The organism is Brevibacillus sp. 7WMA2 (assembly GCF_010748895.1).
In the GTDB taxonomy this organism is placed as follows: Bacteria; Bacillota; Bacilli; order Brevibacillales; family Brevibacillaceae; genus Brevibacillus_B; species Brevibacillus_B halotolerans.
Genome location: NZ_CP048799.1, coordinates 1,033,196 through 1,048,667 on the forward strand (window position 1 = coordinate 1,033,196; position 15,472 = coordinate 1,048,667).

Consider the following 15,472-nt stretch of genomic DNA (forward strand, 5'->3'; position numbering starts at 1 on the left):
GACATCTTGGCGTATTGTTTGCCCATAACCTCATCGTAAGGAGCAGAAAAGAGATGAACGAACATACACCAGCAGCTAAACAAGGTGGTCTTGAGTATTGGAAAAAGGTCGTCATTCTGTTTTGTCTTGGGTGGACTGTCATCTGGATTTACAGAACTGTACTGAACCCGATTTTACCAGAAATTAAAGTGCAGCTTGGTGTGGAATCAGATGCTAGCATGGGTCTAATCTCCAGTATGTTTTTTCTGGCGTATACCTCTATGCAGATTCCATCCGGCTTTCTCGCTGATAAATTTGGAAGAAAAATAATGCTGATCCCGGGCTTCTTAATCTTTGCTTTTGGAGCCTTTACAGTAGGGATTGCACCATCTTTGGCTTTCCTGTTAGTGGGAAGCTTCCTAGCAGGACTTGGACAAGGTACTTATTATGGGCCAGCTTATTCAATCTCATCCTCCGCAATCCCAAATGAGAAGCGAGGCTTTTCCACTGCCATTATTAACAGCGGCTCGGCGCTCGGAATGGCCCTAGGATACATCGGTTCCTCTTACATGGTAAAGGGACTCGGCTGGGACTGGAGACCTCTCATTTATGTTACAGGTGCTTTAATTATTATTGTTGTTATTGCCTTTGCTAAAGTGATTAAGGAAAAACCAGCAGAAAAAGCTGTTGAAGGAACAAAGGAAAAAGATCCGAATGATAAAGCAACAATGAAAACGCTTTTTGGCGATATTCGCATGGTTTCTGCTTATGTCATTTACTTTTCCGTGTGTTACGGGTATTACATGATTGTAACCTGGCTTCCTAGTTACCTGCAAATGGAAAGAGGCTTTCAAGGTGCTGCTATCGGCTTTGCTTCTGCTTTGGTTGCCTTTGCTTCAGTACCAGGGGCCTTATTGTTCAGCCGTTTGTCTGACAAGTTCAAGCATAAAAAGATAATGGTTGTTATTTTGCTACAAATTATAGCCGCAGTTACCTTGTATTTAACGGTGGCGGTGCAAAACAACGAATTACTGATTTTGTTCCTAATCATGTATGGATTCTTCGGTAAACTAGCCGTAGATCCAATTATGATCTCTTACGTGGCAGATATTGCTCCGAAACAAGGATATAGCACAACGTTTGGTGTGTTTAACTTTTTTGGAATGATGTCATCTGTAGTTGCTCCGTTTGTAACCGGTTTAATTTCAGACGCTACAGGAAGCAAAATCTTGGGCTTTTACCTCGCAATCGGTATTATTATAGTATGTACCGCATTCCTGTTCTTTGTGAATGTAAAATCCTCACGCAGGAAAAAGGTAGAAGCCAACGAACAAGACTTCAAATTTAGCAAATGATTTCGTTAGTCTTGTACTGACGGAAGCATGGCCCAAAAAAATAGAGAATTGGAGAGAAATGACAATGGGTTATCCAACTGACTTACTATCCAGCCGTTCCATCATTAAACATGGCAAGTATGCTTTGATTGCTCCGGAGGGCTTGGTTAATAACGTGGTTCCGGGTTTTGACAACTGCTCGATTTCTATTTTGGCAACTCCGAAGCTTGGAGCAAGCTTTGTCGATTATGTGGTTACGATGCATAAGGGTGGCAAAAATACAGATGGCTTTGGTGGACAAGACCTTGTCGAAACCTTCGTATATGTTCTTGAAGGTGAAGTAAAGGCATCTGCTGATGAACAGGCTTACACATTGACAAGTGGCGGATACCTATACTGCCCACCAGGAACAACCATGTATTTGGAAAACCTAAAGGATGGTGACAGCAAGCTATTCTTGTACAAGCAGAAACATAAACCGTTAAAAGACTTGAAACCATGGGTCGTTTCCGGTAACTCAAATGATATCCCGGAAGAAGATTATGATGGCATGACTGATATGCGAATTCAGGATCTTCTACCAAAAGAAATAGCTTTTGATATGAATTTCCACATTTTGACCTTTGATCCGGGTGCATGCCATCCATTCATCGAAACGCACGTTCAGGAGCATGGAGCATACTTACTCTCTGGTGAAGGAGTGTACAACCTCGATAACGAGTGGATTCCTGTGAAAAAAGGCGATTATATCTTTATGGGTCCATATGTGCAGCAGGCTTGCTACGCTGTCGGTCGAGAGAAGCTTGCTTATGTTTACTCGAAAGACTGCAACCGAGACGCGGATCTCTAAGAGAAGTGCCTCAGCAGACGAGGAAGATGGTAAAAGGTGACTGCTTTTTACCATTCTCCTTGTTATAGCTAAGGAGCAATCACAGTATTGCTGAAATCCAATGTAATAGAGGTGTCGGAATTGAGAGTATCCAGACAAGAGTTAAAAGATCTGATTACCAATAAACTGCACAAAGCAGGTTTGACCCAAGAGCATGCAGAAGGTGTGGCGGAGGTTCTGGTCCATGCCGACATTAGAGGCATTCATTCCCATGGAGCCATGCGTGTAGAATACTATGCAGAACGGATTGCAAAAGGTGGATTAAATACTGATCCTTCGTTTACATTTGAAAAAACAGGCCCTAGTACAGCGGTATTTGACGGGGATAATGGAGTAGGTCATGTAGCCGCTAAGCAGGCGATGGACGAAGCTATCAAGATGGCCAAAGAAAACGGGGTAGCTGTTGTTGGAGTCAGAAGAATTGGACATAGTGGAGCTCTTTCTTATTTTGTACGTCAGGCTGCAAAATCAGGGATGATTGGTATTTCTCTGTGCCAATCTGATCCGATGGTCGTTCCTTTCGGAGGTTCTGAGCCGTACTACGGTACCAATCCAATTGCTTTTGCTGCCCCTAGCAATGATAAGCGCATCATGACACTGGACATGGCGACAACTGTACAGGCTTGGGGAAAAATTCTTCATGCTCGATCTAAACAGGAATCCATCCCGGAAACTTGGGCGGTGGATAAAGAAGGCCATCCAACCACAGATCCTTTCAAGGTAAATGCCCTGCTTCCGATCGCGGGTCCAAAGGGCTATGGCTTGATGATGATGGTGGACGTGCTTTCAGGTATTCTGCTTAATCTTCCATTTGGGAATAAAGTTTCCTCCATGTACCATGATTTGACTGAGTATAGGAACCTTGGTCAGCTTCATCTTGTAATTAATCCAGCTTTCTTTACAGATGCAGATATGTTTAAACAACATATTTCTGCTACAATGGACGACCTGAATCAAATTAAGCCGGCACCCGGTTTTAAACAAGTGCTTTTCCCAGGTCAAAACAACGACATGATTCAGGAAGAATATGAAAAAAATGGCATTGAAGTTGTCGATGATGTCTATGAATACCTAGTTTCGGATATCGTCCATCGAAATGCCTATGATCATAAAGACCCCTTTGCTAAATAAAATAGGCGGTTGTAGTGTGAAAGGGAAGGTGGCATAAATGAGAGTAAGCAAACAAGAGCTAAAGGAGTTAATCACTCGCAAACTCCATAAAGCCGGATTGACAGAGGAGCATGCAGAAGGAGTAGCTGACGTTCTGGTTCATGCGGATGCAAGGGGTGTTCATTCTCATGGTGCCATGCGTGTAGAATACTACGCCGAACGGATTGCTAAGGGTGGTACCAATGCGTATCCTGCGTTTACCTTCGAAAAAACGGGTCCTTGCACTGCTATTTTTGATGGTGACAATGGGGCAGGGCATGTAGCGGCTAAGGTAGCAATGGATGAAGCTATCGCAATGGCCAAAGAGAACGGTCTTGCAGTTGTAGGTGTTCGCAGAATCGGCCATAGTGGAGCCCTCTCTTACTTTGTTCAGCAGGCAGCAAAAGAGAAGATGATTGGAATCTCTTTGTGCCAATCTGATCCGATGGTCGTACCATTTGGGGGCTCAGAGCCGTATTATGGTACAAATCCAATCGCCTTTGCTGCACCTGGGGATGGGGACGACATGATTACTTTCGATATGGCGACAACCGTACAGGCTTGGGGAAAAATCTTACATGCGAGATCAAAAAATGAAACCATTCCAGATACATGGGCGGTAGATAAAGAGGGTCATCCAACCACAGATCCATTCCAGGTGAACGCTTTGGTACCAATCGCTGGACCTAAAGGATACGGATTAATGATGATGGTAGATGTACTTTCCGGTATTTTACTCGGATTGCCGTTTGGAAATAAAGTGTCATCGATGTATCATGACCTGACAGAATACCGGAATCTGGGACAGCTTCATATCGTAATTAATCCTGCTTATTTTACAAGCATGTCTGGATTTTTACAAAACATTACCAATACAATGCAGGATTTGAATCAGATAAAACCAGCTCCTGGGTTTAAAGAAGTATCTTATCCGGGACAGCGTAGTAAAATTCGCGAGGAAGAGAGCGAGAGCAACGGGATCGAAATCGTGGATGATGTGTATGACTATTTAGTGTCGGACGTTGTTCATAAAAACCAATACGACAAGAAAGATCCTTTTGCAAAGTAAGTTCATAGCTAGCCTAGAAAGAGATGTCATCCTATAGCAGCATCCCTATTCTTTAATCAATTGACGCTGTGATGCTTTAATGAATAAATCAACTTATCTGACGGAAGAGGTGCTCGTACTAATGCTACATTCCATCATTAAAGAAAATTCCTATCAAGATTCGGTTAATCTCATGCTCCTAACAAACAAGATTTCCACGATGGATGGAGTCAAACAAGCCTCCATTATGATGGGAACACCTGCGAATAAAGAGATTTTCCAAAATACGGGTATGTTTACCGATGAGCTAGAAAAAGCAGGACCGAACGACATGTGCATCGTGATTGATACAGACGATGAAGACAAAGTAGCTCAGGTGCTGACCACCATTGAAGAGGAGCTGAAAAACCAAGCTATCAGCAGTAGCAAACAGGAATTCGAATCCGTTCGAACTTGGGATAAAGCGATGCAGGCTCTGCCTAAGGCTAATCTTGCTCTGATCTCTGTACCTGGTCAATATGCAGCCGAAGAAGCAGAAAAAGCACTTGATCGCGGTCTACATGCTTTTATCTTTAGTGATAACGTTACGATTGAGGATGAACTACGACTCAAACAAAAAGCCCATGAAAAAGGCTTACTGGTTATGGGGCCTGACTGCGGAACAGGGATTTTGTCCGGTGTTCCGGTAGCTTTCGCTAACGTGGTAAAAGAAGGCAACATTGGTGTCGTGGGAGCATCAGGTACTGGTATTCAGGAAGTTACCACTCTGATTGACCGTTTGGGTGGAGGCGTAAGCCATGCAATCGGAACAGGTGGTCGAGACCTTTCTGAAACGATCGGTGCAATTACAATGTTAGATGCTATTGCAGGACTTGAGAAGCATCAAGCTACCGAGGTAATCGTAGTTATTTCAAAACCTCCTGCAAAAGAAGTTCGTAACCAGGTGGTTCAGCTTTTACAGCGCATTTCAAAACCAGTAGTTGCTATTTTTGTAGGTGAAGAGCCTGAAACACATGAAGGCAGCGTATATTATGCTCACACATTGGAAGAGACTGCCATGATTGCCGTGGATCTGTCTAAAGGAAAAGAAATCAAGGCCAACTACAATATGCTAAGTACAGAGGCTCCGAAAGTTGAGCTGAAACCAGAACAAACCGCCATTAAAGGTCTGTACTCAGGTGGTACGCTTGCTTATGAAACCGCTATCCTGATGTCGAAAGGTCTTGAATTAGGACAACTCATTCATGAAGACGGCTATATGCTAAAAGCCAAAGGTCATGAGGTAATCGACTTAGGGGATGACAAGTATACACAAGGCAAGCCTCATCCAATGATTGATCCGGAGACAAGAATCCATTACATTGAGCAGGCAGCTTTGGATGAATCCACAGCGATCATTTTACTAGATGTTGTTTTAGGTTACGGTGCCCATGATGATATGGCTAGCGCATTGTTGCCTGTCATAGAGAAAGCTCAACGTAATGCTAGAGAAAAAGGCAAGAACCTGTATTTCGTAGCAACGGTGTGCGGAACTGAAAAAGATCCACAAGATTACCACGAGCAAAAGCAAAAGCTTGAGCAAGCTGGCGTTATCGTAAAAGAAAGCAACAATCAGGCTGTTCGGACAGCTCTCGCCATGATGGGAATCCAGCTTAAGGACAAGGAAAAATCACTGGTTGCTAGTAACCAGAATGAACAAGAAGATAACAAGGTTTCTGAATCCATTGTTAAGCTTTTGAGTGGAAAGCCGGTAGTGATTAATGTGGGACTCAAAAAATTTGTAAACGCAGTAACTAGCTACGGTGGAAGTGCTGTACATTTTGATTGGCGCCCGGTAGCTGGAGGAAATGAAAGAATGCGTAAGATCTTGAGCTTATTGAAGTAAGCTGTCATTTAGAACATAAACAATTCGTTATTATTAAAACGCTTACAAAGCATATATATAAGAACATACAAATAAACTAATATCCAATTAGGAGGATGTAGCATGTACGGACCTTATCAAACAATTGATGAAGCAAATCAGGCAGTTATTCAAAAAATTGTAGCTGGTGCTCCTTTTCTAGTAGATGTAGTTCCTGCCAAATCCGTAGTAGAGGAATTAAACGGTCGGGTGCTTCTCCACGCAGGTCCACCTATTCAATTCGAGGACATGACAGGACCAATGCAAGGGGCTTGCGTCGGAGCATGCTTATTCGAAGGGTGGGCGGCGAATGAAGAAGAAGCGATGACCATGTTAAAACAAGGGGACATCACATTCATTCCGTGCCATCATGTCAAAGCTGTAGGACCTATGGGCGGTATTACATCAGCCAACATGCCACTATTGGTTGTGGAAAATCAGACCGATGGAAATCGTGCCTATTGTACGATGAATGAAGGAATCGGAAAAGTACTACGATTCGGAGCCTATTCTGAGGAGGTTATCCAGCGTCTAAGATGGATGAGAGATGTTCTGGCGCCTACTCTCTCTATGGCTTTGCATCAGACTGAGAACGGCTTAAATATTAACGTCATGATGGCAAAGGCAATTACGATGGGAGACGAATTCCATCAACGCAACATCGCAGCCTCTCTTGTATTTTTAAAAGAAATCAGTCCTTATATCCTGCAAACCGATGCATCTGAAAAAGACAAATTCGATGTAGTGAAATTCCTAGCAGATACTGACCAGTTTTTCCTGAACGTTGCGATGGCAACCTCGAAAGCGGTGTTGGATGCTGCAAGAACAATTCAGCACGGCACAGTGGTAACAGCTATGTCTAGAAATGGAAAAAACTTCGGAATACGTATCAGCGGTATGGGAGACGAATGGTTTACAGCCCCAGTTAATACGCCTCAGGGATTATTCTTTACAGGCTATTCCCAGGAAATGGCGAATCCTGATATCGGTGATAGCGCTATTACAGAAGCATTTGGCGTTGGCGGTATGGCTATGGTTGCAGCACCAGGTGTTACGCGTTTCGTCGGTGCGGGCGGATTTGAAGATGCGCTAGCAACCAGCAATGAGATGACAGAAATTTGCATTGATCATAACCCTAACTTCACGATTCCAACTTGGAACTTCCAAGGTATCTGCCTCGGAATCGATGCACGAAAAGTAGTAGAAACAGGCATCACACCAGTCATCAATACTGGAATTGCCCACAAGGAGCCTGGTGTAGGTCAAATTGGCGCAGGTACGGTTCGTGCACCGCTCGCTTGCTTTGAAAAAGCTCTGGAAGCTTATGCACAAAAACTGGGATTAATTTAACAAAACGCAGAAAAGGGGAGAGCGACATGAAAGAATTACTACAGATAAACGGGATGTACAGCCAGTCTGTACACCCTCTCCTCCAAACCGGCACCCCCGGCTATATCCATAGTGTGTTTCAGAACGGATTTAATATCGGAATGGAAGATGGGCTTATTTTTATCGGGGGAACAAAGAACGGACTGCTTCCTTTTGGCATTCACGTGGAGGATAGTCTGGTACCCAAGCTTGTTTCTTTGATCAAGCAAGGGGAAATCGTTCGCTATGACAGCGGCATGTCGGCTCTTCTCTTTTCCACGTTTTATATAAAATTGAACCCTAAACATGCTTATCATCTCTATGTAGAACCGATGACGGAGCATCCTGAATCCTTGCTTCGGCATTTGAAGGCGTTTGTAGTTGAGCTAGTAGAGGATAATCGGCCTACAGGAGCTGATATTTCCGTAGAGCATTATATCCACTGCTTCATGAAGGAATCCTTTGGGTTTTGTTCGGAAAGCGAACGGAAGGTGTTACAACTGATGGATGCTGCTTCAACCGAGAGCTTCTCACAGATCGATGAAGTTCTCAGGTACTGGATTGGTCGAGGAAAAGGCCTCACTCCTTCTGGAGACGACATGCTGGTGGGACTGCTTGCAGTGGATGCGGTAACGGAAGTGCTGACGGACTCCTTCCGCTTGCACGTAACCAGTCTGGTGGAGAACGAAGCACTGACAACAGATATCAGTCGGGAATATCTGAAGTATGCGCTGAAGAGGGACTTTAGCTCGGTGGTGACAGATGTTTTACATTCTCTACTACAAAAGGATACAGACAGCTTGAATGAGAGGATTAGAGATTTGTTACGCGTAGGTCATAGCTCAGGTCTGGATACAGCATTTGGCATACTGATCGGTATGCTGATAATAAGGAGGAATTCAAATTGTCACAAAAAGTTGTAATTGCTCTTGGGGGCAACGCTATTTTACAACCCAAACAGCAGGCTACTTATGAAAATCAACTGGAGAATATCCAGAAAAGCTGCGAGGTAATCGCACGTATTGTGAAGCAGGGATACGAGGTAATTATCACACATGGAAACGGTCCGCAGGTCGGAAATATTTTGCGTCAACAGGACGAAGCAAAAGAAGTAGTTCCGCCATTCCCTCTTGATGTGTGCAGTGCAGAATCCCAAGGCTTTATCGGGTATATGATGAATCAATGCCTATTAAATGAGCTACAAAAGCTCGGACTAACTAATTCCGTAATAAGCATGCTGACTCAAACGGAAGTATCAAAGGAAGATCCAGCATTCCAAAATCCGACAAAACCGATAGGCGTTTTTTACAGTGAAGAAGAAGCCAAGCGCCTTACTGAGGAAAAAGGTTGGATTGTGAAGGAGGACGCAGGCAGAGGCTGGCGTCGTGTAGTTCCGTCTCCAATGCCAAAAGCGATTATCGGAGCTGACTTAATCCAATCCCTGACCGATCAAGAGAACATCGTTATTGCTGCGGGTGGAGGAGGTATACCTGTATCCCGTCAATCGGACGGAACTCTTGTAGGGGTGGAAGCTGTAATCGATAAAGATCGAAGTGGTTACCAGCTTGCTCAAGATGTGAATGCCGATATATTTATGATCTTGACAGATGTTGAGAATGTGTATGTGAACTATGGCAAACCAAATCAAAAATCACTTGAAACGATATCGCTGGAAGAAGCTAAGCAGTATGCTGATGAAGGTCAGTTCAGTGCCGGAAGCATGGGACCTAAAATGGAATCAGCCATAGGCTTTGCCGAAAAAGGTGGGACTGCTATCATTTGTTCCTTGGATCAGGCGGATTTAGCTTTGGCAGGAAAAGCAGGTACCCGCATCACTCAAGCTATATCTAGCGCAAAGTAAATAATAGAAGAGCTTATTTCGACACGAGCAGTTCTATAGTCATGTAAATGACAATAGGACTGCTCTATTCTACTTTATGACAAAAAAACCATTCCAACTAACAATCAACTACATATTTGTTATTTTTATGTGAGTAAAATGTCATCTCAGCATCATTGTAAAACCAATCAGATCAGTTATAGTATGTAAAAGTATGAATGTAATAAACACAACGTGAGCTATCAACAAGAGATGGAACAGGAGAAACCAATGAACATGATAAAGAAACTATTGAAACGAAAAATCGTCTGGATATGTCTTGTCCTATTTGTATTTATCTATGGTAACAACAGTTCTTTGTTTGCCCATCGACCCGATGGATCACCTCTGTTGCTTGCCCATCGAGGACTTGCTCAGACCTTTAGCATGGAAAATATCACGAATGATACCTGTACAGCCGAGCGAATAATGATGCCAGAGCATCCTTATTTAGAAAATACCATCCCTTCTATGGATGCCGCTTTTAAAGCTGGTGCTGATATAGTAGAATTCGATGTTCAATGGACAAAAGATAACAATTTCGTTGTTTTCCATGATTGGACTCTTGAGTGTCGTACGAATGGGAAGGGTGTTACAAGAGATTTTACAACCAAAGAGCTGCAAGCACTCGATATTGGATACGGCTACACGGCAGATGGCGGTAAAACCTTTCCATTCCGAGGGAAAGGAATCAATCTAATGCCAACTCTGGATGAGGTGCTAAACCATTTTCCTGATCGTTCCTTTCTGATTCATATCAAAAGCAATGATGCCAATGAAGGAATTCAAATGGCAGCTTATCTGCAAAAACTACCCGCTAGCCGGCTGGACCAATTAACTGTGTATGGCGGGGATAAGCCGATAGCTGAGATAAAAGTGCGAATTCCTAGCCTGAGAACCATGTCAAAGGCTTCGTTGAAAAAAGATCTTCTTACTTATATGGCAATAGGGTGGACCGGCTACGTTCCCGCTAGTCTAAAGCATGCCCAGTTACATATACCTGATCAGTTTGCTCCTTGGTTATGGGGATGGCCAAATCGTTTTCTGAATCGGATGGATGAAATGGACACACGAGTCATTATTGTAGGTGGAGATGGAGAAGGATTTTCAAGTGGATTTGACTCTCCTGAGGATATCAAACGCCTACCAAACAATTACAGCGGTGGGATATGGACAAATCGGATTGATAAAATAGCTCCTTTATATAAACAGTAGACTATCCTTTTCGGGCAAATAGATTTTTCTCGGTAGCACTTTCTATAGAATAGGCAGAAAGATAATAAGAGACGAGGCACATTTAAATAGGAAGGAATCGGTATAAAAATAATACACATAATATATATTATGTAAAGTTAGCTCTTCTTTTCATGAAGTTAGCATCCATTCTGCTAGGGTTCAGAGATATAAAACTACAACACTTCCCACACAAAATTGGCCAGAAACATTTTTAGATCACACCAACTTGCGAAACAAAAGCAAAAGTGTTTTTTGTAAACAGATAAGGACTAAAGATAGAAGCTCATTTATCTTAGTCTTTATCTGTTTTATTTATTTTAAGGTTTTATACAATTGATGATTATGTAACACAAACAGCAACTCTGTAAGGTACGTGAAAGGTCAGTTTCCTACCGCAATTGCCTCTACTTCAATTAATAGTTCATCTTTTATCAGTTTTCTAACTTCTACTGCTGAACTAGCTGGAGGATTCATTGTATTAATGTACTGATCCCGAATATCTCTAACAACTGGCATTTGCGAGATATCTGTCAAGAAAAAAGTTAATTTCACTACATCATGAAAGTTTAATTCCGAAGCCTCCAAAGCTATTCTGATATTTTCAAATACTTGTTTTGTTTGTAAAGCTAAATCTCCCATTCCTACTATATTACCCTCTGCGTTAATTGCAACCTGTCCAGAAACATATATTGTTCTACGGGCATTGCTAACATCTACTACATGGGAGTAACCAAAAGTCGCTGGCATTGCTTCAGGATTTATAAATTTTTTTTGCAAGGCGCTTCTCCTCCTTGTTTTATCAAACAAATTTTAGAGTGACATACTCACCTTGTAGATGAGAACCACCAAATCTAAATCTAAAAATTAGGATTCATATGGGGGTATAATTATGTCATTTCCCGTAAGATTGGTACAATTATTTCACATAAAATGACAAAAATCTACCTACTTAAGCCCTTTATGAATTGCTATACAAGGAACACAGGTCGCTATTCAAAAGGAAAATAGATAGAGAATAAAAGTGTAAAATGTATCCAAAGACTCTTGTAAAATATACATTAATCAGAATAATGCGGTTAGTTCCTAAATGCCCATGACTTTCTGCTTAATTATTCACAACTTATATATCATTTACCATTATTAAATCAATTGTTAAGATTACGTTTGTATATCATACTAATTTTGACAATGGAGGCATCTAGGTGAAATCAAAAAGCATTTATTCTGTCATTCTTGTATTACTTATTGCCGTTTTTACCACTTCTGTCTATGCAGCAGAAAATCTAAAGTGGGTGAAAGGGGGGACAACCGTTCATGTAGGAGATCGTTTAGCTACTTTTAAAATCCCTGATAAGCTTGCTTATTTGAACAAAGAAGATACAATCATGGTCCAAAAACAATTCGGTAACTCTACATCGTCACGTGAGATTGGAAGTGTATATCCTACTTCGGATCAGGAAAATTGGTTCGTAGTAATGGAATATGATGAAGTAGGACACATCATGGACGATGAGCAAAACAATATTGATCAAGATGCAATTCTGAAGAGTTATAAAGAAGGAACAGAAGAGCATAACAAAGAACGTAAGCCAGAAGAACAAATTCATGTAGTAGGTTGGGATGTACCCCCTTCCTATGATGCAAAAACACATACCCTGCAATGGTCAATGCTTGCCGAGGATAATAACAAAAATCCGATTATCAACTACAATTTGCAAATGTTAACAAGAAAAGGATATGTTTCGTTTATTCTTGTATCTGATCCAGCAACACTAGCGAAGGATAAAAAGACCTTAACGGAGCAAATTGTGCCTCAATTCAAGTTGGTAGAAGGAAATCGATACGACGATTATGATGCGTCTACAGATAAGCTAGCTGACTATGGCTTGACTGGACTCGTTCTAGGTGGTTTAGGCTTAGCTGTTGCTAAAAAAGTAGGTTTTCTTGCACTTATTTTAGTATTTTTGAAAAAAGCATGGATTGTTGTGGTTCTTGTATTAGGTGGTATCTTTAAAATGGTCATGAACATCTTCAAAAAGAAAAAGAACCCTGTGGAAGCATACGGTGTTATGGATGCGGAGGCTAATCCTACCTCTTCAATTGAGCAAGCTCCAGTAGTAGAATCAACTGAATCATCGGCTCCTTCTAATCAAACTGACTCGACATCTGCTTCAAACGATAATTCTAAAACGCTATAAATAGTGAAACCATCTTGGGTAACCGAGGTGGTTTTTTACTTTTTATAAGAACCGTATGTAAGTAGTAGAAAGAAGTAGAAATAAACGGTGGTCCAAATGTAATAATCAGGTGTTCGTTACTAGGTCCCCCAATACCTCCTGTTCTTTTATCTTCACGTTGTAGAACGCTATTGACTTAGTGTTCTTTTTTATTGTCAAAAGCAGTTTATTTTTGTCGAAAAATTTAATGCCGTTGCGAATAAAGTTAAAAAACTGAAATCGTAGAACAGCGTGGTAAAATATTGCTCTAAAGGAAGGGCGAGGGGAATGTCATTAAGATTTTTTATAATGGAATAAATTAACTTCATGGATACCCTTGTTACGATCCAGCTTTCATTATAAGACAACTATGTTTTGCCAATTTGGAAATGGGAGGTAACTATCTCGTATGTACAACATGATTAGAAAGTGGACGGCAATGATATGGATTATCACGCTGTGTATCAGTATCTTGCCAGGAGGTGAAGTCATTGCTTTAGAGCAAACAGATCAAGCAATACCATCAGAGCCAACGACAAGCCAGACGTTGGAACAGAGGGGATTTTACAGCCTGCGAAGGAAAAGACGCCCAGCTCTGATTCTTCCTCTCTAGCTACGCCAGAAACGCCAGAGCCCTCAGAAAACACGGCTTCAACCGTTGAACAAAAATCTGAGAAAGAATCTGGGATAGAACCTGACCAAGAAAAAAAAGAAAATCAGGAAAACCAGCAAAAACAACAGACCCAAGAGCCTGAAACAAACTCCGAACTCATTTCTATACCGGGAGATGAATCTTCCGTTTCCTCTCAGCTTACTCAAGAAAATGAGGTAACGCTTGAAAAAGAGACCGTGGAAAAAATTCTGCAAGAACAAGAGACAAAACAAGCTGTTACCATTTCTCTTACATCTGAACGAACATTACCACAAGAAGAGCTTGATCCAAGTAAACTTATCGAAATAGAGAAGTCGATGTATGAAGCTGCTGCACCAGAGATTACTTATAACGACAATCAGTATAGGGGTCAGCTGGTTAAAGGAAAATACTTCGCTACTGTACTAGATAAAGACGATCAAAAAACAGTGATTCTCAGCATTGAATACAGTGGGAACATTGAGCGTTCCCCGCTTACCCTTGAGCATTTTGAACTAGGAGACGAGCAGCTTACAAATCAACCTAAGGTTTCGCTTCGCAAGAAAAGATCGATTTTAGAAGAGGAAGAGCCGCCAACAAGACCCGGTCTTTTGAAAGCATTTGAAACGGATGATAAAAAAATGGTCATCAACTGGACTGGTTCGAAAAGCAATGTTGCTTTAGCAGGTTATGAAATCTATCGAAATGGGAAGCGCATTGCTATTACAAAAACGACTACGTTTACGGATAGTGATCAAGATCCCTTGGTTTACAGCTATGTGGTTCGAGCGATCGATTTAGCAGGTAGACGTTCCGAGCCAAGTAATGTCGCGGTTCCCATTCCCTATAAAAAATCGGTCCAAATCTATAAGAAAGAACGGTTTTATGATGATTCATCCTGCTTAACTAGAGAGGAATCTGCTTTCAGAGAGGCACCTAGCCGAATTACCTATCAGGATAAGGATAACTACAGTGGGTATGTAAAAAAGGATAGTTATATTTTCATCGGTTGTGGTGGAAAAAATGAGGATAAGTATGCTGATATCGATGTGATTTACAAGGGTGAGGTTTATCGAAGTTTACATGAACTTTCCACGAAGCCGGTTAATCTCGTAGCATCATCTGTTATCGAAAACGAAGTTACGTTAACATGGGACCCTGTCGTAAAACCAAATGATCCGATTCTATCGTATACCGTGATCCGAAATGGGGAGAATCCTAAAAATGTAAGCAATAATAAATATGTCGATAAGAATGTACAGCCTGGCATGCAATATCATTATCAGGTCGTTGTCATTTTTGAATCCTTAACCGTATCGTTACTCAGCGATGAGTTAAAAGTCCAGATACCTGGTACCGTGACGAATCCGCAGCTAATCCTATCTACGAATGTACTTCAGGAGTCAAGTCAAAACGATGGCAGCATAGCTACACCTTTAAGTGTTTATCTCAAGCAGGGAGTTTTTGCAAAAGATCTCTCTAGCGGGATCACGATTGAAAATTTGCCAGAAGGTTTAACGGTCTCGACAAAACGTGATTCAGACAATCAGATAACCATTCAATTGAATGGAAAAGCCAAGATTCATGATAAGCCAGTGGACAACCTGATGGTGAAAATAGAGAAAAAATGTATTGTTGGTGCAACTGCTGAAGCAAAAAGCGATGCCTTCTCGATTGCTTTTCGTGAGAACCATATCGCAGCCTTGTATGAATACGAATACAATGAGCAAAATCAATTAATCGCTATTAAAAAAGACGGAACAGTTATTCTTCATTATTTATACGATGAAAATGGAAATCTACTAACGAAAAAAACCGTACAGGAGTAAAATAAAGGGTT

Annotated in this window: 13 protein-coding genes; 12 read left to right on the plus strand and 1 reads right to left on the minus strand. The window is 41.6% G+C overall.

Annotation, left to right across the window (positions count from 1 at the left end):
* The first annotated feature begins 53 nt into the window (after positions 1 to 53).
* From GOP56_RS04125 to GOP56_RS04165, 9 genes are all read left to right on the plus strand, one after another.
* Positions 54 to 1,334 (plus strand): MFS transporter, encoded by a 1,281-nt coding sequence (locus GOP56_RS04125; protein WP_003337435.1) that lies wholly within the window; start codon positions 54 to 56, stop codon positions 1,332 to 1,334.
* Positions 1,335 to 1,398: 64 nt separating this feature from the next.
* On the plus strand, positions 1,399 to 2,163 hold the full coding sequence (gene allE / locus GOP56_RS04130; protein ID WP_022585260.1) for a (S)-ureidoglycine aminohydrolase: 765 nt from the start codon (positions 1,399 to 1,401) through the stop codon (positions 2,161 to 2,163).
* A gap of 120 nt (positions 2,164 to 2,283) precedes the next feature.
* The gene (gene allD, locus GOP56_RS04135) at positions 2,284 to 3,333 is read left to right on the plus strand and encodes an ureidoglycolate dehydrogenase (RefSeq protein ID WP_068793437.1); all 1,050 of its coding nucleotides are present in this window, start codon (positions 2,284 to 2,286) and stop codon (positions 3,331 to 3,333) included.
* 37 nt (positions 3,334 to 3,370) lie between these two features.
* Positions 3,371 to 4,420, plus strand: coding sequence for an ureidoglycolate dehydrogenase (allD, locus tag GOP56_RS04140; protein WP_003341985.1), 1,050 nt, complete (start codon positions 3,371 to 3,373; stop codon positions 4,418 to 4,420).
* A 121-nt stretch (positions 4,421 to 4,541) separates the two neighbouring features.
* Entirely contained in the window at positions 4,542 to 6,284 is a 1,743-nt protein-coding gene (gene fdrA / locus GOP56_RS04145) for an acyl-CoA synthetase FdrA (protein WP_163246800.1), read from the plus strand.
* A 102-nt stretch (positions 6,285 to 6,386) separates the two neighbouring features.
* The gene (locus GOP56_RS04150; RefSeq protein ID WP_163244597.1) at positions 6,387 to 7,652 is read left to right on the plus strand and encodes a YlbE family protein; all 1,266 of its coding nucleotides are present in this window, start codon (positions 6,387 to 6,389) and stop codon (positions 7,650 to 7,652) included.
* Positions 7,653 to 7,678: 26 nt separating this feature from the next.
* Positions 7,679 to 8,593, plus strand: a complete 915-nt coding sequence (locus GOP56_RS04155; RefSeq protein ID WP_163244598.1) for an oxamate carbamoyltransferase subunit AllH family protein — start codon at positions 7,679 to 7,681, stop codon at positions 8,591 to 8,593.
* Positions 8,575 to 9,531 carry a carbamate kinase gene (gene arcC / locus GOP56_RS04160; RefSeq protein WP_003337444.1) on the plus strand — a complete coding sequence of 319 codons (957 nt, stop codon included), beginning with the start codon at positions 8,575 to 8,577 and terminating at the stop codon, positions 9,529 to 9,531. Before GOP56_RS04155 ends, arcC begins: the two co-directional genes overlap by 19 nt.
* A gap of 249 nt (positions 9,532 to 9,780) precedes the next feature.
* The gene (locus tag GOP56_RS04165) at positions 9,781 to 10,764 is read left to right on the plus strand and encodes a glycerophosphodiester phosphodiesterase family protein (protein WP_163244599.1); all 984 of its coding nucleotides are present in this window, start codon (positions 9,781 to 9,783) and stop codon (positions 10,762 to 10,764) included.
* Between the two features lie 402 nt (positions 10,765 to 11,166).
* Here GOP56_RS04165 and GOP56_RS04170 read toward each other — a convergent pair whose 3' ends face one another.
* Positions 11,167 to 11,562 carry a RidA family protein gene (locus GOP56_RS04170; RefSeq protein WP_068793331.1) on the minus strand — a complete coding sequence of 132 codons (396 nt, stop codon included), beginning with the start codon at positions 11,560 to 11,562 and terminating at the stop codon, positions 11,167 to 11,169.
* A 425-nt stretch (positions 11,563 to 11,987) separates the two neighbouring features.
* On the opposite strand from GOP56_RS04170, the gene GOP56_RS04175 reads away from it, so the two are divergent.
* From GOP56_RS04175 to GOP56_RS04180, 3 genes are all read left to right on the plus strand, one after another.
* A complete protein-coding gene (locus tag GOP56_RS04175) occupies positions 11,988 to 12,983 on the plus strand; it encodes a DUF2167 domain-containing protein (RefSeq protein WP_101668196.1) in 996 nt (331 codons plus the stop codon).
* A gap of 427 nt (positions 12,984 to 13,410) precedes the next feature.
* Positions 13,411 to 13,614 (plus strand): hypothetical protein, encoded by a 204-nt coding sequence (locus GOP56_RS23685; RefSeq protein ID WP_254068600.1) that lies wholly within the window; start codon positions 13,411 to 13,413, stop codon positions 13,612 to 13,614.
* Between the two features lie 236 nt (positions 13,615 to 13,850).
* A complete protein-coding gene (locus tag GOP56_RS04180) occupies positions 13,851 to 15,461 on the plus strand; it encodes a fibronectin type III domain-containing protein (protein WP_254068602.1) in 1,611 nt (536 codons plus the stop codon).
* Positions 15,462 to 15,472: the final 11 nt, after the last annotated feature.